19 protein-coding genes are annotated in these 22,674 nt (G+C 54.9%); 9 read left to right on the forward strand and 10 right to left on the reverse strand.

Going from position 1 to position 22,674, the window contains the following annotated elements:
* Positions 1-84: 84 nt before the first annotated feature.
* The 5 genes from GA0061077_RS05335 to GA0061077_RS05355 all read left to right on the forward strand — a co-directional run bounded on the left by GA0061077_RS05335 (position 85) and on the right by GA0061077_RS05355 (position 5,700).
* Entirely contained in the window at positions 85-870 is a 786-nt protein-coding gene (locus GA0061077_RS05335; RefSeq protein WP_143249616.1) for a TetR/AcrR family transcriptional regulator, read from the forward strand.
* Positions 871-1,145: 275 nt separating this feature from the next.
* On the forward strand, positions 1,146-1,424 hold the full coding sequence (nrdH, locus tag GA0061077_RS05340) for a glutaredoxin-like protein NrdH (protein ID WP_091847893.1): 279 nt from the start codon (positions 1,146-1,148) through the stop codon (positions 1,422-1,424).
* A 60-nt stretch (positions 1,425-1,484) separates the two neighbouring features.
* Positions 1,485-2,108, forward strand: a complete 624-nt coding sequence (gene nrdI / locus GA0061077_RS05345) for a class Ib ribonucleoside-diphosphate reductase assembly flavoprotein NrdI (RefSeq protein ID WP_260281767.1) — start codon at positions 1,485-1,487, stop codon at positions 2,106-2,108.
* Positions 2,109-2,242: 134 nt separating this feature from the next.
* Positions 2,243-4,429 (forward strand): class 1b ribonucleoside-diphosphate reductase subunit alpha, encoded by a 2,187-nt coding sequence (nrdE, locus tag GA0061077_RS05350; RefSeq protein ID WP_091847894.1) that lies wholly within the window; start codon positions 2,243-2,245, stop codon positions 4,427-4,429.
* A gap of 143 nt (positions 4,430-4,572) precedes the next feature.
* Positions 4,573-5,700, forward strand: coding sequence for a ribonucleotide-diphosphate reductase subunit beta (locus GA0061077_RS05355; RefSeq protein WP_091847895.1), 1,128 nt, complete (start codon positions 4,573-4,575; stop codon positions 5,698-5,700).
* 182 nt (positions 5,701-5,882) lie between these two features.
* Here the strand turns inward: GA0061077_RS05355 and GA0061077_RS05360 are convergent, their stop codons facing one another.
* Both GA0061077_RS05360 and GA0061077_RS06885 read right to left on the reverse strand, forming a co-directional pair.
* Positions 5,883-7,229, reverse strand: coding sequence for a putative ABC transporter permease (locus GA0061077_RS05360; RefSeq protein WP_091847896.1), 1,347 nt, complete (start codon positions 7,227-7,229; stop codon positions 5,883-5,885).
* A gap of 28 nt (positions 7,230-7,257) precedes the next feature.
* Entirely contained in the window at positions 7,258-7,425 is a 168-nt protein-coding gene (locus GA0061077_RS06885; protein ID WP_159426921.1) for a hypothetical protein, read from the reverse strand.
* 135 nt (positions 7,426-7,560) lie between these two features.
* On the opposite strand from GA0061077_RS06885, the gene GA0061077_RS05365 reads away from it, so the two are divergent.
* On the forward strand, positions 7,561-10,140 hold the full coding sequence (locus GA0061077_RS05365) for a YhgE/Pip domain-containing protein (RefSeq protein WP_091847897.1): 2,580 nt from the start codon (positions 7,561-7,563) through the stop codon (positions 10,138-10,140).
* On the forward strand, positions 10,137-12,500 hold the full coding sequence (locus GA0061077_RS05370; RefSeq protein WP_091847898.1) for a YhgE/Pip domain-containing protein: 2,364 nt from the start codon (positions 10,137-10,139) through the stop codon (positions 12,498-12,500). The genes GA0061077_RS05365 and GA0061077_RS05370 overlap by 4 nt, the downstream gene beginning before the upstream one ends.
* 42 nt (positions 12,501-12,542) lie before the next feature.
* On the opposite strand, the gene GA0061077_RS05375 is transcribed toward GA0061077_RS05370, so the two are convergent.
* The 6 genes from GA0061077_RS05375 to GA0061077_RS05405 form a co-directional block, all read right to left on the reverse strand.
* Positions 12,543-13,337, reverse strand: coding sequence for an ABC transporter ATP-binding protein (locus GA0061077_RS05375; protein WP_091847899.1), 795 nt, complete (start codon positions 13,335-13,337; stop codon positions 12,543-12,545).
* A 130-nt stretch (positions 13,338-13,467) separates the two neighbouring features.
* Complete coding sequence (locus tag GA0061077_RS07090; protein ID WP_234696536.1) at positions 13,468-15,123, reverse strand: ABC transporter permease; 1,656 nt, start codon at positions 15,121-15,123, stop codon at positions 13,468-13,470.
* A gap of 264 nt (positions 15,124-15,387) precedes the next feature.
* Positions 15,388-16,755 (reverse strand): ABC transporter permease, encoded by a 1,368-nt coding sequence (locus GA0061077_RS05385; RefSeq protein ID WP_091847953.1) that lies wholly within the window; start codon positions 16,753-16,755, stop codon positions 15,388-15,390.
* A 16-nt stretch (positions 16,756-16,771) separates the two neighbouring features.
* Positions 16,772-18,046, reverse strand: coding sequence for a Fe-S-containing protein (locus GA0061077_RS05390; RefSeq protein ID WP_091847900.1), 1,275 nt, complete (start codon positions 18,044-18,046; stop codon positions 16,772-16,774).
* 281 nt (positions 18,047-18,327) lie between these two features.
* A complete protein-coding gene (locus tag GA0061077_RS05400) occupies positions 18,328-18,978 on the reverse strand; it encodes an iron transporter (protein ID WP_091847902.1) in 651 nt (216 codons plus the stop codon).
* A gap of 169 nt (positions 18,979-19,147) precedes the next feature.
* Positions 19,148-20,908 (reverse strand): FTR1 family iron permease, encoded by a 1,761-nt coding sequence (locus GA0061077_RS05405; RefSeq protein ID WP_091847903.1) that lies wholly within the window; start codon positions 20,906-20,908, stop codon positions 19,148-19,150.
* Positions 20,909-21,205: 297 nt separating this feature from the next.
* Here GA0061077_RS05405 and GA0061077_RS05410 point away from each other — a divergent pair, with 297 nt between their 5' ends.
* Positions 21,206-21,583, forward strand: coding sequence for a hypothetical protein (locus tag GA0061077_RS05410; RefSeq protein WP_091847904.1), 378 nt, complete (start codon positions 21,206-21,208; stop codon positions 21,581-21,583).
* Positions 21,584-21,696: 113 nt separating this feature from the next.
* Here the strand turns inward: GA0061077_RS05410 and GA0061077_RS06975 are convergent, their stop codons facing one another.
* The gene (locus GA0061077_RS06975) at positions 21,697-21,888 is read right to left on the reverse strand and encodes a hypothetical protein (RefSeq protein WP_183193174.1); all 192 of its coding nucleotides are present in this window, start codon (positions 21,886-21,888) and stop codon (positions 21,697-21,699) included.
* Between the two features lie 6 nt (positions 21,889-21,894).
* On the opposite strand from GA0061077_RS06975, the gene GA0061077_RS07270 reads away from it, so the two are divergent.
* Entirely contained in the window at positions 21,895-22,062 is a 168-nt protein-coding gene (locus tag GA0061077_RS07270; protein WP_407640890.1) for a transcriptional regulator, read from the forward strand.
* 363 nt (positions 22,063-22,425) lie between these two features.
* Here the strand turns inward: GA0061077_RS07270 and GA0061077_RS06890 are convergent.
* Positions 22,426-22,674, reverse strand: a 249-nt coding sequence (locus GA0061077_RS06890; RefSeq protein ID WP_200754451.1) for a hypothetical protein, incomplete at its 5' end; no start/stop codon positions are given.

Consider the following 22,674-nt stretch of genomic DNA (forward strand, 5'->3'; position numbering starts at 1 on the left):
CCGAAGGCCACCCGAACACCAAAGCCGAAAACCGACGCCATGGACCAATGGGGCACCGCGCTTCAACCAGACAAGGAGAACGACATGCCACGCATCAATGGGTCGAACCTTGAGGAACACCGTCGCCGCACCATGAACGCATTGCTTGATTCGGCGGAAACCATCATGCGGGAAGAGGGCGACGCCGCCCTGACTCCGACCAACGTCAGCCGCGGGGCCGGTATCGCACGCAACTCCATCTACCGGTACGTCAAGGACATGAAGGACTTGCGTCACCAACTCATGGCACGGCGGATGCCTCAATGGATCGATGCCCTTGAAGATGGGCTGAGTGGCATTACCGACCCGGCGCAAATCGTGACGCTATGGGTCAAAATCAACCTCGAACAGTTCATTCTTCAAGGCCACGACTGGATGACCAAGATGCCCCTCAGCGACGCCGAGTTCTACTCCAGCGAAGAGCTGTGGAAACAGCACAACAACACGAAAAACGAAAACGGCACGGAAACTACAGGCGGCACGGACGACAAGGAACAGGCGAGCGACGAGCGCGACAACGCCGAACAATGGTATAAAGACGCGGCGGCAACCGACATCTTTTGCGGGCACCGCTACGATGCCTCAGCCGACCAATCGCTCGAACCGCAACAACCAAGCCTGCACCAACGGCTCAGGGCACCGATTGTCGCAGCATGGAAAGAACTGCATCCGGCGAACCCCCAGGTCGGCATCGCGCTTACGGAAGGCGTTGTTTCCAACGGCATGCGCCTGCTGAGCGGCAAAGAACAAGCAAAGGAAAGCCGCTCCGCAATTATCTCCGACATCAGCCGTTCCATCCGTGCGATCGTCGACGAATTGCGCGAAAACTAACCACGCTTCATCCACCGAAATATCCACCACCATCCACATTTCAACGAAGTCGCTGAGGACAAGAATTTCAGCTTTTGTGAGATAGCCCACACCATCCAAAATGCCTCCCTCGGATCCGATATCCGACGACCCTTGTGCCATCTAGCCTTAAGCACTACAAGCACTACATCTAGTGTCTCGATATACGACACGCTACTAGAAGTTGGGGTTACGTTTGGAACCACAACCATGTAATCTGTCCTTGAAAGCACAAATTCACGAATCCGGAGGCTGGGATGACCGTCACAGTTTTTACCAAACCACGCTGCCCACAATGCGAGGCAACCAAGCGTCAACTGACACGTCAGCAAATCACCTTCGAGACCGTCGACCTGACGGAGAACCCCTCAACACTCAAGCAGCTCACTGAGGCCGGCTTCCGTCAGGCTCCGGTGGTCATCACGCCCAACGCTTCCTGGAGTGGCTATCGCCCTGACCTCATCAAGCAGCTGGCGGACGAGACCTCCGAGCAGCCTGCATCGGCCAAGGAACAGGACACCAAGATTCTCGCATAGGCGAAACCGGTGATGATTCAAAAGAACGACGAAACGGACCACGGAGAAAAGACGCGAGCGATGAACGAAACAATTGGCACAAATACCGACGTAAGCATGGAAAGTGCCACCGCATCGCAACCGACATCCGTTCCAGCCTCGCAGTCATCCCAAGCCGGAAACGCCAGCACAGGTACACAGGAACCGTTTGACGACGAGTGCGTCACCCCAAGTGAACCTGAAGGAAAAGCACAAGGCAAACATATCGGCGCGGTAGTCTACTTCTCCTCGATATCGAACAACACCGCCCGTTTCATTGAAAGCTGCGGATTCCCCGAGGAGGGAATCAACGTCTACCGCATCCCGCTTCGCCCCAAGGAAGCACCTCTGCAGGTACGCGAGCCTTATATTCTGATTGTTCCGACCTACGGCGGTGGTGACATCTCGAAGGCACTGCTTCCCCAAATACGCAAATTCCTGAACGGACACAAGAACCGCAGCTTCATTCGCGGCGTAATCAGCTCGGGAAACAGGAACTTCGCGACGGCGTTCTGCGCCGCCGGCGACATCATTGCAGAAAAGTGCCATGTGCCTTTCATGTACAATTTCGAGCTTTTGGGCACGGCCGACGATCAGTGCCAAGTGCGCGACGGAGTGCGCAATTTCTTCCTGAACGCGCAATCCTCCCAGGCTGAACACCGGTAACCGTTAACCATACGGATACCAAGACCGCCTTGCCGCAGCAGGCAGGGACGGTTACGGATAACCACATTTTTTGTATCAAATTACGTAAATAACCAACGCCGTCAACGCGACGACACTGAAAGAGTAGGGAAACAATGGCTCTCAACGACACAACGCTGAGCATGGACAACACCAGCGAAGACACCAACTTCGATCTGGAACACGATTATCATTCGCTTAACGCGATGCTCAACCTCTACGACGAGGACGGCAACATTCAGTTTGACAAGGATCAGGCCGCCGAACGTGCTTACGTCAACGGTCATGTCGCCAAGAACACCGTGAAGTTTGCCTCCACCGCCGAGCGTATCAAGTTTCTGGAAGACAACTTGTACTACGACAAGTCCGTCTTCGATCAGTACACCCCCGAGTTCCTCGACAAGTTCTACGACCACGTTGAGAACTCCGGTTTCGAATTCGAAACCTTCCTCGGCGCTTTCAAGTTCTACCGTGCATACGCGCTGAAGACCTTCGACGGCAAGCAGTATCTCGAGGACTTCCCGCAGCGCGCCGGTGCCGTGGCGCTCGAACTCGCCGCCGGCGATGAGGCCGACGCCATCAAGTATGCCGACGAAATCATCTCCGGTCGCTTCCAGCCCGCCACCCCGACCTTCCTCAACTTGGGCAAGGCCCAGCGCGGTGAGCCGGTTTCCTGCTTCCTGGTGCGCATCGAAGACAACATGGAGTCCATCTCCCGCAGCATCAACTCCGCACTCCAGCTCTCCAAGCGCGGCGGCGGTGTGGCCCTTCTGCTCACCAATCTTCGCGAGCAGGGCGCACCGATCAAGCACATACAGAACCAGTCCAGCGGTGTCGTACCGGTCATGAAGCTGCTTGAAGATTCCTTCTCGTACGCCAACCAGCTTGGTGCACGCCAAGGCGCGGGCGCAGTCTACCTGAACGCCCACCACCCCGACATTCTCCGCTTCCTCGACACCAAGCGCGAGAATGCGGACGAAAAAACGCGAATCAAGTCACTTTCCTTGGGCGTCGTCATCCCCGATATCACCTTCGAGCTGGCCAAGCGCAAGGAAAAAATGGCCCTCTTCTCCCCCTACGATGTCGAGCGCGTCTACGGCAAGCCGTTCGCGGATATCTCCGTCACTGAAAAGTACGACGAGATGCTCAACGATGACCGTATTCACAAGACCTACATCGATGCCCGCGAGTTCTTCATGACCTTGGGTGAAGTGCAGTTCGAATCCGGTTACCCTTACATCCTCTTCGAAGACACAGTGAACAAGGCCAACCCGATTGACGGCCGTGTCACCATGTCGAACCTCTGCTCCGAGATTCTCCAGGTGCAGGAAGCCTCCACCTACAACGCCGACCTAGGCTACGACCATGTCGGCAAGGACATCTCCTGCAACCTTGGCTCGCTCAACATCGCGAAGGCGATGGACGGCGGTCTGGCCGATCCAGTGGAAACCGCCATCCGTGCACTGACCAGCGTCAGCGAGCACACGAGCATCGATTCGGTGCCCTCCATCAAACGCGGCAACGGAGAAGGTCACTCCATCGGTCTCGGACAGATGAACCTGCACGGCTTCCTCTCCCGCGAGCACATGTTCTACGGCTCGGAAGAAGCGCTGGACTTCACCGACATGTACTTCATGACCGTCGCCTACCACGCCTACAAGGCCTCGCACAATCTGGCCGTCGAGCGCGGCCACGCCTTCGCAACCTTCGACACCTCGGCTTACGCAAAGGCTGCCGGCCAAGGCAACTACTTCGATAAGTACACCGACGGCAGCCGCTCGCTTGAACCGCGTACGCAGACCGTCAAGGATCTCTTCGAGCGCTTCGGCATCCATATCCCGACCGTTTCCGACTGGGAGACGCTGCGCGACGAAATTCTCAAGGACGGCATCTACAACGAGTACCTGCAGGCTGTTCCGCCGACCGGTTCGATCTCCTACATCAACCACTCCACGTCCTCGATCCACCCGATCGCTTCAAAGATCGAAATCCGCAAGGAAGGCAAGGTCGGCCGCGTCTACTATCCGGCACCGTACATGACCAACGACAACCTCGAGTACTTCCAGGATGCCTATGAAATCGGCTGGCAGAAGATCGTCGACACTTACGCCGAGGCGACCCAGCACGTCGACCAGGGCCTGTCACTCACGCTCTTCTTCCCCGCTGGCGTAACCACGCGTGAGCTCAACAAGGCACAGATCTATGCCTGGCGCAAGGGCATCAAGACCCTCTACTACATCCGCATCCGCCAGCAGGCGCTTGAGGGCACCGAGGTCGAGGGCTGCGTCAGCTGCATGCTGTAAAGAAGCGCCCCAGACCCTTACTGAAAAGGGTAGTGCCCGCCAGATATTTGTTAGTATCGGCGGGCACTTTATATAAACGAGCCACGTGAGATTAATGGTTGCATAATACCGACAGACAAGAAATTATCAACGAAGGAACATTCATGACTTTCGCAGCAGCGGATTGGACACGCACAGATGCGAACACCGATATCGACCGCACCGCATTCAATACAATGACGGCGAACCTGTGGACCCCCGAGCAAATCTTGCTTGCCAACGACGCCGAGGATATCCGCGCACTGAGCAGCAACGAGCGACTCGCACTCGCCCATATTTTTGCAGGTTTGGCAAGCACCGAGGCGTTGCTAACAAATGCTTCCATAAGCGCGCTAAACGAGGATGCCGCGCGCTACAAGGCAGGAACCAGACAGGCTGTGCTCACTGCCATTGCATTCAGCAGTTCAATACACTCGAAGGCCTATTCGGCGCTTCTCACAGCGCTCGATGGCAACCTACCCGGCAAAGCCGGCGAAGGGTCAAACACAGACACCAATAAAAACAACGGTTCCACAACTTTGGCATTCAACTGGATTGAGCAAAACGCATCGATGCAGGGGAAACAGCAGCTGCTCAATGACGCATATCGGACTGACACCGAAAATGAAGGTAGCTCGAAACTTGATGCCCTCAAACGCCTCGCGGCGACGGTGCTTGCGCAATCACTGACCATCGAAGCCGGATTCTACCTGCCGATGCGATTTTCCAGCCGCGGAACGCTGACGAAAACCGCCGATATCGTTCGTTTGATCAATCGCGATCTCGCCACCTCCAGCTCATATTTGGGCGCACTCTATCAGCAGGGAATCGAGCAGCTGGACAGCGAAACCAGCGAAACCATGCGAGAATACACCTATGATCTCGCAAACAATCTGTACTTTGCGGAAGAAGACTACGGCTACACGCTGCCGTATGCCGATTTCAGCCTCGAAGAAGACACCGAAAAGTTCCTGAGCTACAACACCAACAAGGCACTCTCCTATCTGGGATACCCAGCCTTATTCCCCGCCGAGATCAGCGAGCCGAACCCTGCCGTCATCGACGAGCTCAATGACATGGAATCGACGTCATCGGCGTTGGCGTCCAACAGCCTGTTCGACGCCAACGTCAACTTCACGGCATCGACCACAAACGCGGCAGCCGGCACGGGAGCCACCACTGATTCCTCGGCTGCATCCGGCACCGCCGCCAACAAAACCGAGGAAACCAGCGACGACGACTGGGATTTCTGAGCGATACACTGTGACTCGCGGTACACATGACCCATCGCGGCAATCTGCCAGTATCGGTAGGGATAAGGGGGGCTCGTCAATCATCGAGCCCCCCTTATCCATAAACGTCAACAGTTAGCGAGCACACCTGGCCAGGTACGGACAATAACGGAAACACAGCCAATCTACGAATTCCACCGCGTTCAGCCGCGACCGGACCACTTGGGATTGATACTCATGGTCTGGAAGCGCTGCTGCATCACACTGTCGTCAAAATGCTCCCCGAAGAATCGAGCGACAGGCGAGGTCTGTGGCAAACCGGCTACGCGACCATACCAGCAATCAAGGGCCATCAAGGTAACCACGATATCAATCAGCATCAGCGCCAACGCCACGGCCGTCAGAGCGTAGCGCCACTTCCACGGTATGAGATTGATGAATTTCAACAGGCGCGGCAGCAACTCACGTAGCCATATCAGCCCCGCCAATCCCCAGAAAATCATGTATTTGCCACTTGTTCGACCACCGAAAAGCGCAAACCAGTCACCCGCATAATTCCACGCGATAATGCCGAACGCCACCTGCATGAACCAGCTGACGAACGCCTCAAACGCTCCGCCGATCAGCGCGCTAGCGAAAAAAATCAGTACGGCATTCGCATGCCAAAGCCGATTCAGGCACATGGTCAGCACCACGACGCCGAAACCGTAAATCGGCGAGAACGGCCCCCAAACGAGTCCGGCACGGTCCTGCCACTCGTTGAAGAAAATGAGATGGTAGATTTCCTCAACGACCAAACCAATGACGCAACCAACCATAAACAGCCAAAACACATTGAAAACATTGAGCTCGATGTACCCTTTACCACTTGGATCGCGCCCCAGCATGCCCCGTGCTTTCGCCTCGACATATTCGTCATGTTCATCCATGCGCTTGAGTTTGCGACGTACGGCACGTTCCCCGATCAGCCCTGGGTCGAGCGCAATGGCGAGCGCCACCAGAATCACAATCTGCAGAACGGAAAGGCCAACACCGATTCCCAAGCCCTGCAAAGCCAGCGAAAGCATGCCCTGTGCCACAGTCACAGCCATCAGCGCGTATGCCCATCGCGCCGCATACTTACGCATATCGCGCAGCAGCATCACTCCGAACACAATCAGTGCGCCGGCATCGATTAGTGAGATCACGGTTCCCGAGCAGGTCAGAAGGAACGTCAAATCAAGAAAATCGACATGAAGTAGACCCGTAAAAAATTTATGCATCCCATTAACAATCACATAGCCGATATATGGCACACCGACAAGCCCAACGAGCAGAACCAGCACGCCGTAAATCCGACTGATGGCAGTGAGATGGCGAGATGCACGGTTCGCCAAGTCGCGGGAAACGCCGCCTACCCCCTCGGCCGCACGAGTTGCCGAATGTGCCACGGCATCCGCTGTGGACCTTGCGACTTCATGGAGTGCGATTGCCGACGACTGCGCAGAATGCGACGATTGCCCATCAGCCACTGCGCTCTTGGACTTTTCGCGATCCGGAGCAGTCTTCATGGCTCCACTCCTCCTCCGACACAGACATTCACGACTCCACAAGGCTACCCTGCGCAGAAGCGACATCCAAATCTGTTCCTGAAACCAGACTGTGCAAAGTCTCTTCTTGCCTGGCCTGTACATCCATGCACCGTCTCCATAACAGTGCGCACCATGACGGCGTTTCGCCTTCAACCTCTGTTCGCTTGTCGCTCATTGATCCGTTATAAGGCCGCCGGTGGCTGAGCCTGCTTGTAATGTATGACGGTAGACGGTGCGGTGAGGACGCGGAAGCGATGTTCTCACCGTATTTTGATGCTGAGACGGTGCAAGGGAATCCCGGAGGGCACGGATGAGCAATGTACTGGAAATCGTGCTGCGCGATATTAAACGTTTACTGCGCGTACCAGCGGCGTGGGTGGTCCTGTTCGGGCTCATATTCATCCCACCGCTCTATGCATGGTTCAATATAGCCGGTTTCTGGAATCCTTACGGTAATACCGAAGGAATCGAAGTGTCCGTAGTCAACAACGACAAAGGCACCGATTCCAAAACCCTCGGCAACATCGATCTGGGCAAGCAGATCGTGAAACAACTGAAAAACAACAAGAAACTCGGATGGCGGTTCGATGACGAGTCCGAAGCCATGAGGCGTGTGAAATCAGGCGAGAGCTACGCCGCCATCGTCATACCGAAGAATTTCAGCAGCCGCGTCGCGGATATCATCGATGGAGACAACACACAACCCGTTCTCGAATATTACGTCAACGAAAAGGCGAACGCACTCGCCTCACGTATGACCGACACCGGTGCATCCACAGTTGACAGCCAGGTCAACGAGACCTTTGTCTCCACGGTAAGCAAAACGATTTCCGGCATTGTCAACAAAGCAGATGACGACATCCACGCAAAAACGAACACCGCCACCGCCGATACCCTCGCTGATCTCAACAAAGCGCAGCAGTCCATTGCCGATATCCGCAGCAGCATCACGGACCTTACGACGACACTGAACGATGTGCCGAACAAAACCAAAGCCGCTCAGGACACGCTCAACAAGACCCAAAAAGCCGCTGCAGACACTTCGAAACAGCTCAACGACGCTTCAAGCACAATTACCCAGACTCAGGGCACCCTCAATGCGTTCATTAACAACACCGGAGCGAGCCTCGATCAGGGCTCAGGACTGCTCTCACAAGCAAGCTCGCAGTCCAACATCGCCATCAACTCCATAGCCGCGGGGCTCACAAAGGCCAACGGTGACGCCGGTTCCGCCCTTTCCACCGCACAGCAAATAAACAAGGACACCGCCAACCTCATCAACGAACTGGAGTCAGCAGGCCTGCCTGGCAGCGACACCGCCATCGACAATCTGAAACAGCAAAACAAGACCCTCGGCGACTCAATCAAAGCTCTTACCGACCTCAACACCAATCTTGGCTCGACCACAAACAGCACGGTCAACGCCGCCAACGGCATCAACACGTCAACGCAAACAACGCTGAACAACCTCTCGAATGCCCGCACAACCCTTGGTACCGGTGCTCTGCCGCAACTCAACACCGGACTCAACGGTCTGTCGACGGTCGCGGCAACTTCCTCCGCGAATCTGACTTCACAGACCTCGCTGATCACCCAATCCTCCTTGGTGCTCAGCCAACTCAACCAAGCCGCCGACACCACAACGAAAGCGCTGGCCGGCACCGACAAGGGACTAGCTGGGCTGCAGGACCACCTATCGACGCTCACCACCGACATCACAGCGCTATCGAATTCGTCAACCCTTGAAAATTCAGGGTTATTGGCACAGTCCATCGGCGGCGACGGCAAGCTCGATGCCGCCAAAATAGCTGATTTCATGCTTTCGCCCACTGTCCTCGATACGAAAGTAGTCTATCCGGTGAGCACATACGGCTCCGGAATGGCGCCGCTGTTTACCAACCTGACGCTTTGGGTAGGCGCGTTCATGCTGGTCGTGCTGTTGAAGTTGGAAGTGGACGACGAAGGTTTGGAGGGCGACCCGACGCCGGGGCAACGCTACTGGGGCCGTTGGATTCTTCTGGCACTCATCGCCTCGACGCAAGCTATCGTGACAGTATTGGGCGAACTCATCATTGGCGTGCAATGTCACAATGTTCCGGTATTCATTATTACCGCCATACTCGCCTCGATGGTGTATGTCAGCATCACCTATGCACTTTCGACGTCGTTCATGCACGTTGGCAAGGCATTGTGCGTTGCGCTCATCATCATCCAGATTCCCGGCTCTTCGGGCATGTACCCCATCGAAATGATGCCGAAATTCTTCCGCGTCATGTACCCGTTCTTCCCGTTCACCTACTCCATCAACGCGTTGCGCGAGACCATCGCGGGCTTCTACCATGCCGATTGGTTCGTCAACATGGGCAAACTGATGATCTTTGCACTCCTGTTCTTCATCCTTGGCCTTGCCGTCAAGCCACACATGGGCAATCTGCGGCGTCTGGTGGACCGTCAGCTCCAGGCCAGCGACATCATCACCAACGAACCACCGTCGCACAAGAGCCACGAATACCGCCTGACACAAGCCCTGAGCCTGCTCGCAAACAAAGAGGAATACCGCAAGAGCATCGAAAAGCGCGCGCGCAAATTCGCGCTTCTGTATCCCAAGCTCATGCATGGAGCACTGATTGCCGGCATCGTCGTTCCGGCGATTATGGCCATCACTTTCTCCCTGACCACCGGCACCAAAGTAGTCGCACTGGCGGCCTGGGTCATCTGGTTCCTAGCCATCATCATCTTCCTGGTATCCGTCGAATCCATCCGCGACAGCCTTGACAGGCAGGTACGGCTAGGCAATCTCGATGACGATGCCGTACGCACATTGCTTTATGAACGTAAGAAACCACGCAAAAAGACCGCGGGCCTACTGAAAAGAGGAGAGGCACGATGAGAACGATATGGAAACTCTTCACTGGTGACGTACGACGAATCACCAGCAACATCATCTCGATCATCATTCTTATCGGTTTGGTCGTCATCCCTGCGCTGTTCACATGGTTCAACGTTACTGCCAGCTGGGACCCATTCGGAAACACCAAAAACCTCAAATTCGCAGTTGCAAGCGTCGACGAGGGCTACACCAGCGACCTCATGCCCGTGAAAACGAAGCTTGGCGACCAGGTCATTGGCCAATTGCGCGCCAACAGCCAGCTTGACTGGACGTTCACCACCAAGGACAAGGCCATCGAAGGCACGAAAAACGGAACATACTACGCTGCCGTCATCATTCCCAAGGATTTCAGCCGCAACATGATGACCTTCTTCTCAAACGACGCCAAGCATGCAACACTCGAGTATTACACCAACGAAAAGAAAAATGCCGTCGCGCCCAAGGTAACCGGCCAGGGAGCGGACAAAATTTCAAAAGAGGTCAACGAGACGTTCGCCCGCACCATCACCAGTACGGCGCTGAGCGTTGCCTCCGGTTTGTCCAAACAACTCGATTCCTCAAACTCCCGCGACCGCCTGACCTCGTTCAACGGCAACATCAACGATCTGGCGAACCAATTGAGCGAAGCCTCAACGAATGTGGAAACATACGGCAGCCTCATCGACGTATCGGAAACCCTGCTCGATAGCTCGTCGGCTCTACTGGGCAACGCTTCCAAAGCCGCCGATCAATCCAAAAAGGACTTGAAAAATGCGGGAGGCAGCCTCAAAAACGTCTCCAGCTCACTCAACACAGCGATGTCAACACTTTCGACATCGCTGAAGGCCAGCAGCGCCAGTAACGGCTCCATTGCCGCAGACATCGACAACGCCTTCAACAGTGCGGGCAAATCCTCTGCCGATGCTTCTTCGAGTTTGCGCTCACAAGCGAATGCCGTCGGCAATCAGGCCACGCAATATCAGAAAATCCGCGATTTACTGGCAACCCTCCCCGGTATCCCTTCCGAAACACTCAACACCATTGACAGCATCATCACCCGCCAGCAGAAACTGCAGTCCGCACTGAACACCGCAGCGAACGATCTCGACACCAAAACCGGAGACGCTCAAAAGCAGCATGACCAGATCGTCAGCCTTGCCAACCAATCAAAAACGTCAATCGACGGACTTAATACCGATCTTAATAACACGCTTAAGCCCCAAATAACCAGCATCGCTTCGTCGCTTTCCTCTATTTCTGGGGCGCTGACCACCGGAACCAACGACCTCAACAGCAGTCTCTCGACGCTCAATGACACGTCCAAGAATGCAAACGACAAACTCAAACTGGCCCGACAGACACTCAGCGACACTGCAACGACACTTTCCCAAGCCAGCAGCAGGCTGAGCGCGTTTAGCGAGCAACTCACCACGGCACTGAACAGCAACGACATGGACAAGGTCAAAGAGCTGCTGTCCAGCAATCCCGACACCCTCGCCGATACCCTCGCCGCGCCGGTAAAATTGCAGCGCAATGCCGTGTTCCCGGTTGAAAGTTTCGGTGCATCACTAACGCCGTTCTACACGTTCATTCCGCTGTGGGTCAGTTCGTTGCTGATTGCCTTGACCATTAAAACCGATGTCTCACGTAAAACGCGGCGAGAACTCAGCATGGCAAGCACGGATCGGCAACAGCCGCGTAGAAGTGTTGTCCGCAAGATTTCACCATCTGCACCAGCTGCCGAGGCGGCGATGTCAGCCAATGTGTCCGACGAAACCGGTGAGATCGACAACGACCTCGCCGATACCCTCCCTCTGCCGCCCATAACAACGGACATGCAATCCGACACCGTTGATGAAACCGAACGTTTCATTGATGAGCCCAAGCCTTACCAGCTCTTCTTGGGCCGCTTCGGAATCTTCGCGCTCATCTCACTGCTGCAAAGCACTTTCTCCTGCGCCGGTACGCTGCTGTTCCTAAGGGTACACGCGGTCCATCCGATGCTCTTCATGCTTACCGGATGGGTTTCCGGTTTGGTCTATGCCTTCGTCATATACACCTTGGTGGCTTGCTTCGGCACCATCGGCAAGGCTGTGTCCGTCATCATCCTGGTCATGCAGATTTCAGGATCATCGGGAACGTACCCGTTGCAGGTACTGCCCAAGTTTGTGCAGGTCATCAACCCGTTCCTGCCCGCCTCCCACTCGATACAAGCAGCGCGCGCAGCCATTGCCGGTATCTATCAAGGTGACTTCTGGATTCATCTTGGCATTGTGGTGCTTTACGCCGTCATCATGCTTGTCATCGGCCTGATCCTGCCCAAGCCATCGAAGTTCAACGAATGGTTTAGCAATCAGCTTTCCCGCACCAAACTGATCTGACCTGAACCGGCATACGAGCACATCAGCGACAAGCATTCTCGCTTATCCCTTGACCTTGGCGGCCTTGGTTGGATCCGCAAATGGAATCGGGGCGTCACCTTGCCTCTGCGCACCTTCAACCTGCGCACCGGTGGAAGCCGGCCTGCCTCCCGCAGCTTCATAAGCCGCGCGCGCATCCTCGTCATTCCAACGCTCGCCAACCAATACGCCGTGGTTGAGCATGATCTCACGCTCTGCACACGAAGCCACCAGCGCATCGTGCGTCACCACGATGATGGTCGTTCCTTGTTCGTGTAGCTCACGGAACAGGTCAAGTACGATCTTCTCATTTTTCTCATCCAGATTGCCGGTAGGTTCATCAGCGAGAATGAGCTTGGGGTGGTTGATAAGCGCGCGGGCGATGCACACGCGCTGCTGCTCGCCGCCGGAAAGTTCGCTCGGCAAATGCTTCGCACGATCCTTGAGACCCACATGGTCAAGCGCTTCAAGAGCTTCTTTCTCATCCACCACCGAATGGTAGTACTGCGCCACCATCACGTTTTCCACTGCCGTAAGATGCGGCACCAAATAGAATTTCTGAAAAACAAGTCCAACAACGCTCTTACGGACATCGGCCAGCTGCGAAGCGTTCAAATCATTGAGCTCACGGTCTTCAAGACTCACCGAACCTTTGGAAGGGGAGTCCATGCACCCGATAATGTTCATCAGCGTCGTCTTGCCGGAACCCGACGAACCAACGATGGCAAGCCACTGGCCTGACGGCACACTTAGGCTGAGGTCGTCAACGGCATGAAGTTCGCCGTAAATCTTTGAAATATGATCAAGTTCGAGCAGCATGGCCGCTCCTTTCACTAAGTAATTCGTTCTATACCGCCGCGTTCTCAGCGCCGGCTTTCACCAAAAATCCGTTGCTTCACAGATCGGGCTCCCACATTCACTACCATCGTTTTCTGCGCGTACGCCATGCTTATTCCTCTCGCAACACAACGGCAGGGTCGATGCGCGTCGCATGTCGCACGGGCAGCAAGGAAGCAAGCACGGCAACCAAAGTGCTCACCAGCACAGAGGCGAGCGCCAACGGCCAATTCATCGCCAGGTTCTGACCGAAGACCGAAGAGCTGAGCGCATTGGCAAGCACGTAGCCGATCACGGTTCCGACCACACCGCCAATCAACCCGTAAAGCGCCGCTTCGGCGGTGAATTCCACGGCAATATCCCGCGACGGCGCACCGAGCGCCTTACGTAGGCCAATTTCATTGCGTCGCTGCGAGACAATGGAGGAAATCGTGGTTCCGACACCGACAAGCGTCAGCACGAGCACCACCACACTCACAATCCAGAACAGCGTCTGCAGCATAGTGATGATACGAACATTGGAGGCCGTCATTTTCGTTACCTTCTGCGCTTTAGCACCAAGCGAGGTATTGGCGTTGATTCGCTTAACCAGATCGCTCAGACCGTCATCCGTGGCATCAACAGAGAATTCGACCACATCGGCCCCGCGCTGGAAACCGGTGAGCTTAGCAACGTCCTGGTTGATTGCGTAGACCATGTCATCCTCACTGCCGCCGGTGTCAACGATGCCGTCGACACGGAATTCCATTCCACCCGCATTGGGAGCCGTCGGCTTCCATTCGGCGAGATGAACGGAACCGGAAGTAGTGGTGGACATCTTCATGCCCGACATCTGGTGACCATCTTTCATCGATGACATCGAGTCCAAGGCATCGCCCAGGTTATCTTTGCCACCGTCGGAGCCTCCCGACCCCTGCTTCCCGTCGTGGTTCATGGAACCGGACATATCCATGCCCTTCATGTTGGACATGTCATGACCCGACGAATGACCATCCGAAGATTGGCTCGAGCCGTTGCCCATACCATCGGCCGAGCCGCCGTCAGTTTCGTGATGGCCTGTGGAGCCTTCTGCACCCTTGTTCTTGCAGCAATCAGACATGGCCCCATCATCACCGGATTCGCTGTCGCCAGAACCGTCGCTCTCATCCGTTTGGCCGGACACACTTTTAGCGGGACTGTATTTGATTGTGATGGTCGAACCGATCTTTGCATCGAGTTTCGTTGCAGCATCGCGACCGAGAATCACCCCACCTTCGGAAGGCCACTCACCTTCCACACTCCAATGATGATTCAGTACCTTTACATCGCGCGGATTAATGCCTGCGACCACGAAAGGCAGCGAATTGATGCGCGTATTCTCGTACCGGTACGTCGCCGAATGCTCCATTCCGGCACCGGTCACTACCTCATCAAGCTCTCCGACCGCTTTGGCTCCGAAACCCGAACCCGAGTCGGACTGATCACTCTGCCCCTTGTGGTCCATATCGCTTATATGGCCCGCTTCACCGTCGTCACCGTGATCACCATGCTTGGCCGAACCGTCAGCCTTCTGTCCATGAGTCGTCCGATGAGTCGGTGTAATGATGAGATTGGCGCCATATGAACGCATCTGTTCGTTCATCTGCTGCGGTACGGCGACACATATGGCCGCCAGGCAGAACAGCGTAGCCGCACCCACCAGCGATGCCACAACAGCCATCATCGCCCGCGAGCGCCGCTCGAACACCGCACTGAACAGCATCCGGAAGAACATGCGTCGATTGGTCATCGGACGCCCCGTAAATGTGGCAGCCCCATCCGTGGCATCCTGTCCGCGTCCGGCATCTGCGGTGCCCTTGCCCTTACGGTCGACGGCGTGCTCAATGTTGCCATCAGCGGTCTTACCGCCCTTCCCAGGTGTCAATCCACTCACTCCATCCTCCTTTCGGTCTTTCGACGTTCCAGGTGGGAGCCTGCGCTCGTTGCACACCTGCACATCTTGCCGTTTTCATTCGTTGCCGTTGCCGAACGCCCTTGTTCACGTCCGTTTCGATCAGCGACCATGCAGCACCTCCGCAGGACGAAGACGCAGAATCGAACGAATCGAGGAGAAGGATGCGAGCAGAATAGTTACTGCCAGCAGCACATACACCAACACGAATACCATCGGCCTCATCACCACGCCAGAGCCAAACACAACATGCCCGATAACCTGTGCAAGCAGTGAACCCAAACCGGCACCCACCAGGCCACCGACCAACGAAACAACCGCCGTTTCCGCAAGTATCAGCCTCGAAACTGCACCATCAGTGGCACCGACCGCCTTAAGCAACGCCAGTTCCGAGTCACGCTCCCCGATCGAGGAAGCCATAAGATTGGCCACCGCAATCGCAGCGGAAATCAAGCTCAGGACGGTCATCAGTATCATCACAGCCTGGGTTTTGCGCAACACATCGCCCTGCAACACCGCCACCTGTCGAACCTGCTTGGCCACCGCACCAGGCATGACCTCTTCAATCTGGTATGCGATTGATGAGGGGTAGGCCGTGCAGTACCAGGTCTCCCATTCCTCTTGGCTCAACGCCGTGGGATCACGCTCGGCCTTGCGAGCGAGGTCGTTCTCCGGTGTCGTCAGAGCCTTGACTTCGACCTTATTGATGGAATCGGGAAGGTTGGCCAGGCGCTGTGCAGACCACGAAGGGATATATACGGTGTTGTTGTCGCTGTCACCGGATTCAAAAATTCCGACTATTCGCACGCGCTGGCTGCGCTGTTTTCCATCAACCGCGACTTTGGATATCGTAACGGTCTGCCCGATCTTCACATGAGCGAAACCCGCCAGATCCTTGCCCATCATTGCCTGGGCAACGTCACCTTCGTTCCCGGCAGCGGCAGAGCCCGGTACTTTACCCGTTCCCGACGCCCCAGAGCCATCCTTGGCCCAATCGCCATCGACCTTCCACCAAGAACGCATGCCCTTGACTCCTGCGACAGCAGTCTCTCCGGTAGACAGCGGTACCTTCTTGTTGAACCACGTTCCAACCACCGGCACACTACGTCCGTCGATCGTCGCGTTGACGTTGAGCTTCGGCGCAAAATCAGTGATGTTGAACGCCCAGAACGTCGTCTTGATGCTCGGTACGTCCGATTCCTTGAGCAACGCGGTCGGGTCCGAGTTCTCCTCAGCATCGTCGGTGTCCGCAGTGTTATACAGCTCGGAAACAACCGCCTCAGCCTTGGGACGGACCACAATGTTCGATCCGTAGGTCGACAACTCAGCGTTGAGCTTGTCGCCCACATCGAAGACGACGCCCAGCATCGCCACACAAATCGTGGACGAGAGACATACCGTTACCGCAACCAGTAGTCGACGCCTGAACTGGCGTGAAAACGAGCGAAATACCATTCGTAGCAGAAACATCATGCGACCTCTATCCTTATTCCTTGAAGTGCGACGAGAGCGCATCGAGATCCGAGGTCTGGATTGTAATCTTTCCATGCGAAGCCTCGAATGGGAACGGTATGGGGTTGCAACCACCGTTGAAACCGATGGTAGCCACGTTCATCTCCACGGCACAACGTTTGCAGATGATCTTGCCGTCCTTCTCGTAGTAACCGGCATCGCCACAGGTCATGCATGCATCAAGGCCGACACCGTAGGAACCGCCGTTCTTCTTGATGATGATGAAGCGCATCACTGTGCCGTCCTTGGCCTTGTACTCGAAACGATGCAGATGGCCATCGTCCACCTTGTTAAACTCAATAGTCGCGACACCGTTGTGCTGCGAATATCCTTCGGGTGGAGAAAGCGTGGGCTGCTCGTGAATTTTGGCGATACCGGCGGTCAAGGCAAACGTCACCGCGACCATAACAATCAGACTCCACGCTCCTGCGGCTTTCGCACGACGTCGGAACGCCTTGTGTTCGCGCACAACCGCACCATTGGATCCAGCCAGCGGCGCACGGAATCCAGCGACAATCGAGGAAGCAGCCGGAATGGCAAATACCAGCACCGAAGCGATAACAAGTTTCGTGTTGTTGTTGGCGGCAACGATGAGCAGCTGAAAAACGGATCCGTGGAATTGCACGATCATCAAGGACATCAGCAGCGAGCACAGCTGGGTGAGATGGCGTACCAACAGGATAAGCATCATCAGTAGGGATGCCACAAGGAAGCTGCCACGGACCGCCGTGGTCCGCATGGTACGGAATATGGCCGCGACCAGAACAGCGGCACCAACACCGAGAACGAACCCAAGCGTGCGCAACAGCATTTTGGAAGTAAAGGGCGATTCACCTGTTTCCACAAAGCTTGTCAACTGCATAAAAACATCTTGTGAAGCAAAAAACGTGGTAAGCGCGATACCGATTGCACCAACGGCATTGGCGGCATGCAGCCAAACCGTATAACGACGCCAGTTACGCACCAACCGGGTTGAGCCGATCATCGCGACCACGATGAGCAAATCGCAGACCACACAGCCGATAAGCACCGGCAGATTAACCACGGAACGTCTATTGACTATTACCATTACACGCAGCACTGTGAATACCAGCGCCGCCCCAAGGCCAATCAACAAACCATACAACCGCCACCGTCGGCTGAAAGGCATATCACGCCCCTCACCCACACCAAGCAGCACGCTCAGAGTCATTACGAGCAGGGCAGGCGCCAACATCCCGGGTAGCGCCCCAACAAATTCCTCGAGCATCTTTCACCTCAATATCCCTATCGTCACTCGCTCCAGCAGCTTTACACCATGGTGAACATGCATTCCGAAGCGAGTTGCGTGCGCTTCTGTGACAAATCGATAATTATTGCACAAAACAAAACCCAGTCGAGCGAGCCGAAGTCGCGGTATAAAATACTACCGCCAAGCAACTCCGCACAATCTACTATTTTTTGCATCCATTTGGGGATGGCGTCTTGTCGCCCTGACATGACGCCATCCTAAAAACAACGCACAGCCCTAAGGGCTTTGCATTCAACTTCTTACCACTGGTGAACAACGTAGTCCCAGTCGAAAGTGGCCACAATCGGCTTCTCCCAGAAGCGGCCCTTGACGCCGGTATCAGGATCGACGTGAAGCGTCCAACCGTTGGTCTCCGGACTGTAAATCGTGTAGGTCAGCTTGTACTGGCCAGCCTTGTCGAGCTTGATGTTCGCCCCGTAATGGGGGCCATCGTCTGCGTTCATCTCCATGAACGTGCCATCCTGCTTGTTGTTCGGATCGTTCTTGTCCTCGATCAGGTACTTGACGGTGAGCTTCGGAATGAAGTCGCCGGTGCCGTAACCCAGCTCGTTGTCCTTGAGTGCGTGGATATCAGCCTCAAGGTGCAGGTTCGACTCGGCTGCGGACAGGCCCATGCCTTGCGGGTACATATCAACCGGCTGGAAGTACACAGTTGCAATGTTCAGTGGGAAGATCTGCTGATCGTGACCGATCGGAATCTCTTCGAACTTCGCTCCCTTGTCATCCTTCTTGTTGGACTTCGCGGAATGATCCATGTCCTCATGCTTGGAATGGTCCGTGCCCGTGTTCGCCGAATCTGAACCGTTCGATGATCCGCACGCAGCCAGCGAAAACGCGAGCGTTCCGACCATCACGGCAGCCAGCACACCTGTCACTTTGTTCTTCTTCATTGTTTCTCCTCTTTGGTTTGGGGATTTTGATTGGTTGCATTTCAACTGTTTAGCTTTTCGCGCAAGCGGTTCCTGTAATGTTCACCGCCCACGGTTCAGGGCGTCGCCCCTTTTCAGTCACAAACAACGTCTTATTCATCATCGCGCAGGCAGTCATATTGTCGTTCATTTACGCAACAGCCTCCTTGGATGCGTTGGAATCCATTGATTCCGCAGTGCTTTCCACATTTTCGCGATGCTTTCGAATACCAAAAACGGCAAACAGACCGACGATTACAACAGCCACAACGATCTGCGCGACAATGGTTTCCGTATACGGGTAAAGGCCAAGCCACTCATTGGTCGGCACCGTCGCCAAATACGTGCCGTTGACCAAGTCGCCTTCAATCAAGGAGTGCACACCACCCCCTGCAAACGTCACCGAAAGCAGGGCAAGCAGCACTGAAGTGATAAGGAAGAATGGACGCAGCGGAATACGAACCGAAGTGAAGCGAATCAGCACGAAAACGACAATCAGTACTACTGCAGCCGACAAACCGCCGATCCACATGCCTGCCGAATCCTTGGTCATGGAATACACACTCTGGTAGAACATCACCGTCTCAGCACCTTCGCGGAAAACGGCCAAGAAACTCAGCATCGCCAAAGAAACAGCGCCTGCAAACGTAAGGGACTCAGCGCTACTCACTTCGGAAACCGTCTTTTTCGCCTTGTTTCCGATATATTCCTGCCAGGCATTGACTTTCGACTTCGAAAGCATCCAGTTGCTGGCATAGACGAGCATGCACATCGCAATCAACGCGACCACACCCTCCATGATTTCCTGTTGCGGTCCATTGCCGTTGAAGAAAACAACGAATAACAACGCAACAAATCCGGACCCGATCAAACCAGCGAGCACACCAAGATAAACCCATTTAACCAGTTTTTTGTTGCCGCTTTTGAGCATGTACGCGATGATAGCCGCAACCACCAGAAGGGCCTCAAGACCTTCACGGACCAGAATCAGGAACGACTGGCCTATGGAACTGGTAATGAATTTTGCGGCCCCATTGACCTGATCTTCGGCCCCGCCGTCCAGCTTCTTGCCATCAGCGACGAGATTTGCCTTCAGTTCATCGGTCTGCTTCTTGATTCCGGCAGCATCATCCCCGCGTACCATCGCCTTACGCAGCTCCTTGAAGCTGCTTTCGATATAGGAAACACGCGAGCCGGAAATCGCGTTCATGACGTTTTTTTCGAACCCAAGCTTTTCATAATATTGGTAATAAGCTTCGTTGACCTTTTCGGCACCCTTTTCACCGTCGCCATCCTTAGAAGCCACCACGCCCCGATCAAGCACCTTGCCCATCTGCTCGGCCACCTGAACCCAGGTCTGGTCTCCCTTTCCATGGAACTTGGTCTTCTTGTTGCGTTGCAGCTCTTTGCGTTGCTCCTTGATCGTCTGCTCGATCTGGGCAGCGTATGCTTTCGGCTTGGCCAAGTTCTGGCTGGCATCAAGCTCAGCTGCAACACTGTTCAGTTCACTCGACAGCCGAGAAATCTGAGAACTCAGATCGGCAGCATGCCCGTCTGCATAGGTCAGCTGCTGCACGCTTTGGAACTGATTCATCTCGTTCTGCTGACGATCGACACCGAGCGTATCGTGTACCGCGCGGCTGAAATTGGAAGACGTATATTGGGCTGAAACTGCACTCATCTGCGAAGCCGCGGTAGCCCTATCCCCAGCAGTATAAGTCTCATCAACCTGCGCAAGCCCCTGATTGAGCTCCTGTGCCACACCGCCCCAAGTGTCATTCCCGACACTGCCCGAATCAACAGTTGCAGCGATTGCCAAATCCTGTGACACAAACAACGACGCAAGCATCGCCGCTATCGCTAACAACGGCAACAACACCACTAACCTGGTCGGCCTTGTTTTCGCTTGCATTGATGCTCCGCTCTGTGTAACTTTGTTCACGGCATGATTTCGCCATGGTCTTGACCCACAGTAGAGGAAAAAGACACAAAAAAATAGACTTGAATTTTTATTTTTTTATGATATGCATTGCAATGTTAGCGTTTCACGCCAAGTTTCTCATTGTATTGACCGATATCCGAGCCAATGTTTTGCACTCAACATCGTCAAGACGCAGCGCAAGAGCTCAAGTCTGGACAGGAACACAGAATCCTATATGCACTTCGGCATTGGGGGCGCTGCCTGACTTATCGGCTACAGTCGTTGGCTATGGGCACCTCACAGGGTCCGAGCGGCGGCACCACGACGAGTGCATGGCCAATCATCATCTTCGCCGTTGTATTAGTAGCAGCTTTTGCCGTTTCTTGGATCATTGGTGCGCGAAGCTCGTTGGACATCCACTCGGAACGTCCCGAGCACGGTTATTTCAAACAATCGGGCAACGTATCAAGCTGGTCATACGCGCTTGCATTCATCGTCGGAATGGGCAGTCTGACGATATTCGCCGGAAAATATGGACTTGGCAATACTGAGATATCGGTGCTCTACAATTTTGTGGCACCGCTGATTCCTGGCATCCTCTACTGGTTCCGGGGGGGGGGACTGTATACGGCAGTCGAACACTATCCTTGGCAGGTGTCTGGGTGATGGCACTGAGCTGGGCACGATTTCTACGGCATTCCTGTAGGCAATTGGATTATGACCATAGTCGGTGGCGGCGGCCTGCTTGTTGTATTCCCGGTAACGTAGATCTCGGCTCATCACGAAGCAAGCACCGCAGCAGCCGAACCGAAACAGGAGCACACGGTATGAGCGAACAACTCGATCCTGTTTTCATGAGCCCACACTTTGAAAACCATAACAACATTGACCTTGCTCAACAAGGATGAATCCTTCTCATTCCCAAACTCAAGCAGCTGCTGAACATGACAAACGGAAATCTCTCCGTCCACTTGACCATGCCGGAAGACACCAACTACATTCTCATCAGCAAAACTTTCGAAGGCAAAACCCGCACATACGTAACAGCCACGCCAACCGGTCTAGCCTCCTTCAACAACTACCTCCACACGCTAAGACTATTGCTAAAACCGCTTACTAACAACCAAACATCTTCCCTCAACTAAAAGATCCTAAAAGTCGGCCCGCACAAGCGTGGCCCGATTTTTCATGCCGACCCATCCGCAACAGCTCCACTACACATTCAAAATAGACAAGCTCTACACAATACACACCATCCATGAATAGCGTACAAACGTATAAAACGAACGGGTCGAGTCAGCTCAGAAACAATTGAAAGCAAGTCCAAACAAAACCTACAGATTCCCAAGAGCAAATATGTCGCGTTTCCGCTATCCCACTCGGCAACAGCGAGACGCTGTTGATCAAGCATCGCTCGTGCGTGGCACCGTGACAAGGCGGATGAATGATGCGCCACCTTGCATTTGTGTCATGCGCTGGTGTGCATCAACTGGTTTGGGCCATCTGTGTCATGGTGTCTCTTGTTGCGGCCCTTGAGGCGTGGCCCTGTCGCCGGTAATGCGGTCCGTCGGTCCGACCAGCGGACCGATGCAAGCGGCGGGCAGTTCGGAACCGGTCGTTTGCGCCGTATGCCGGTGTATCCTGAATTTGCTGATGAGTTGTCGGGACTCACCTCGGCCGTCCCCGCCAACAGGAACGATGAGACGCGAGGGGCTTTCTCCCGCGTCCGTGCGCGGTGTCGGGTCCCCGGCAACGGC

This window comes from Bifidobacterium commune, assembly GCF_900094885.1.
In the GTDB taxonomy this organism is placed as follows: Bacteria; Actinomycetota; Actinomycetes; order Actinomycetales; family Bifidobacteriaceae; genus Bifidobacterium; species Bifidobacterium commune.

Excerpts from the sequence above, each read along its gene's own strand:
- GA0061077_RS05335 (WP_143249616.1), top strand. The coding sequence starts at position 85 with ATGCCACGCATCAATGGGTCGAACCTTGAGGAACACCGTCGCCGCACC.
- nrdH (WP_091847893.1), top strand. The coding sequence starts at position 1,146 with ATGACCGTCACAGTTTTTACCAAACCACGCTGCCCACAATGCGAGGCA.
- nrdI (WP_260281767.1), top strand. The coding sequence starts at position 1,485 with ATGAACGAAACAATTGGCACAAATACCGACGTAAGCATGGAAAGTGCC.
- nrdE (WP_091847894.1), top strand. The coding sequence starts at position 2,243 with ATGGCTCTCAACGACACAACGCTGAGCATGGACAACACCAGCGAAGAC.
- GA0061077_RS05355 (WP_091847895.1), top strand. The coding sequence starts at position 4,573 with ATGACTTTCGCAGCAGCGGATTGGACACGCACAGATGCGAACACCGAT.
- GA0061077_RS05360 (WP_091847896.1), bottom strand. The coding sequence starts at position 7,229 with ATGAAGACTGCTCCGGATCGCGAAAAGTCCAAGAGCGCAGTGGCTGAT.
- GA0061077_RS06885 (WP_159426921.1), bottom strand. The coding sequence starts at position 7,425 with ATGAGCGACAAGCGAACAGAGGTTGAAGGCGAAACGCCGTCATGGTGC.
- GA0061077_RS05365 (WP_091847897.1), top strand. The coding sequence starts at position 7,561 with ATGAGCAATGTACTGGAAATCGTGCTGCGCGATATTAAACGTTTACTG.
- GA0061077_RS05370 (WP_091847898.1), top strand. The coding sequence starts at position 10,137 with ATGAGAACGATATGGAAACTCTTCACTGGTGACGTACGACGAATCACC.
- GA0061077_RS05375 (WP_091847899.1), bottom strand. The coding sequence starts at position 13,337 with ATGCTGCTCGAACTTGATCATATTTCAAAGATTTACGGCGAACTTCAT.
- GA0061077_RS07090 (WP_234696536.1), bottom strand. The coding sequence starts at position 15,123 with ATGACCAATCGACGCATGTTCTTCCGGATGCTGTTCAGTGCGGTGTTC.
- GA0061077_RS05385 (WP_091847953.1), bottom strand. The coding sequence starts at position 16,755 with ATGTTTCTGCTACGAATGGTATTTCGCTCGTTTTCACGCCAGTTCAGG.
- GA0061077_RS05390 (WP_091847900.1), bottom strand. The coding sequence starts at position 18,046 with ATGCTCGAGGAATTTGTTGGGGCGCTACCCGGGATGTTGGCGCCTGCC.
- GA0061077_RS05400 (WP_091847902.1), bottom strand. The coding sequence starts at position 18,978 with ATGAAGAAGAACAAAGTGACAGGTGTGCTGGCTGCCGTGATGGTCGGA.
- GA0061077_RS05405 (WP_091847903.1), bottom strand. The coding sequence starts at position 20,908 with ATGCAAGCGAAAACAAGGCCGACCAGGTTAGTGGTGTTGTTGCCGTTG.
- GA0061077_RS05410 (WP_091847904.1), top strand. The coding sequence starts at position 21,206 with ATGGGCACCTCACAGGGTCCGAGCGGCGGCACCACGACGAGTGCATGG.
- GA0061077_RS07270 (WP_407640890.1), top strand. The coding sequence starts at position 21,895 with ATGCCGGAAGACACCAACTACATTCTCATCAGCAAAACTTTCGAAGGC.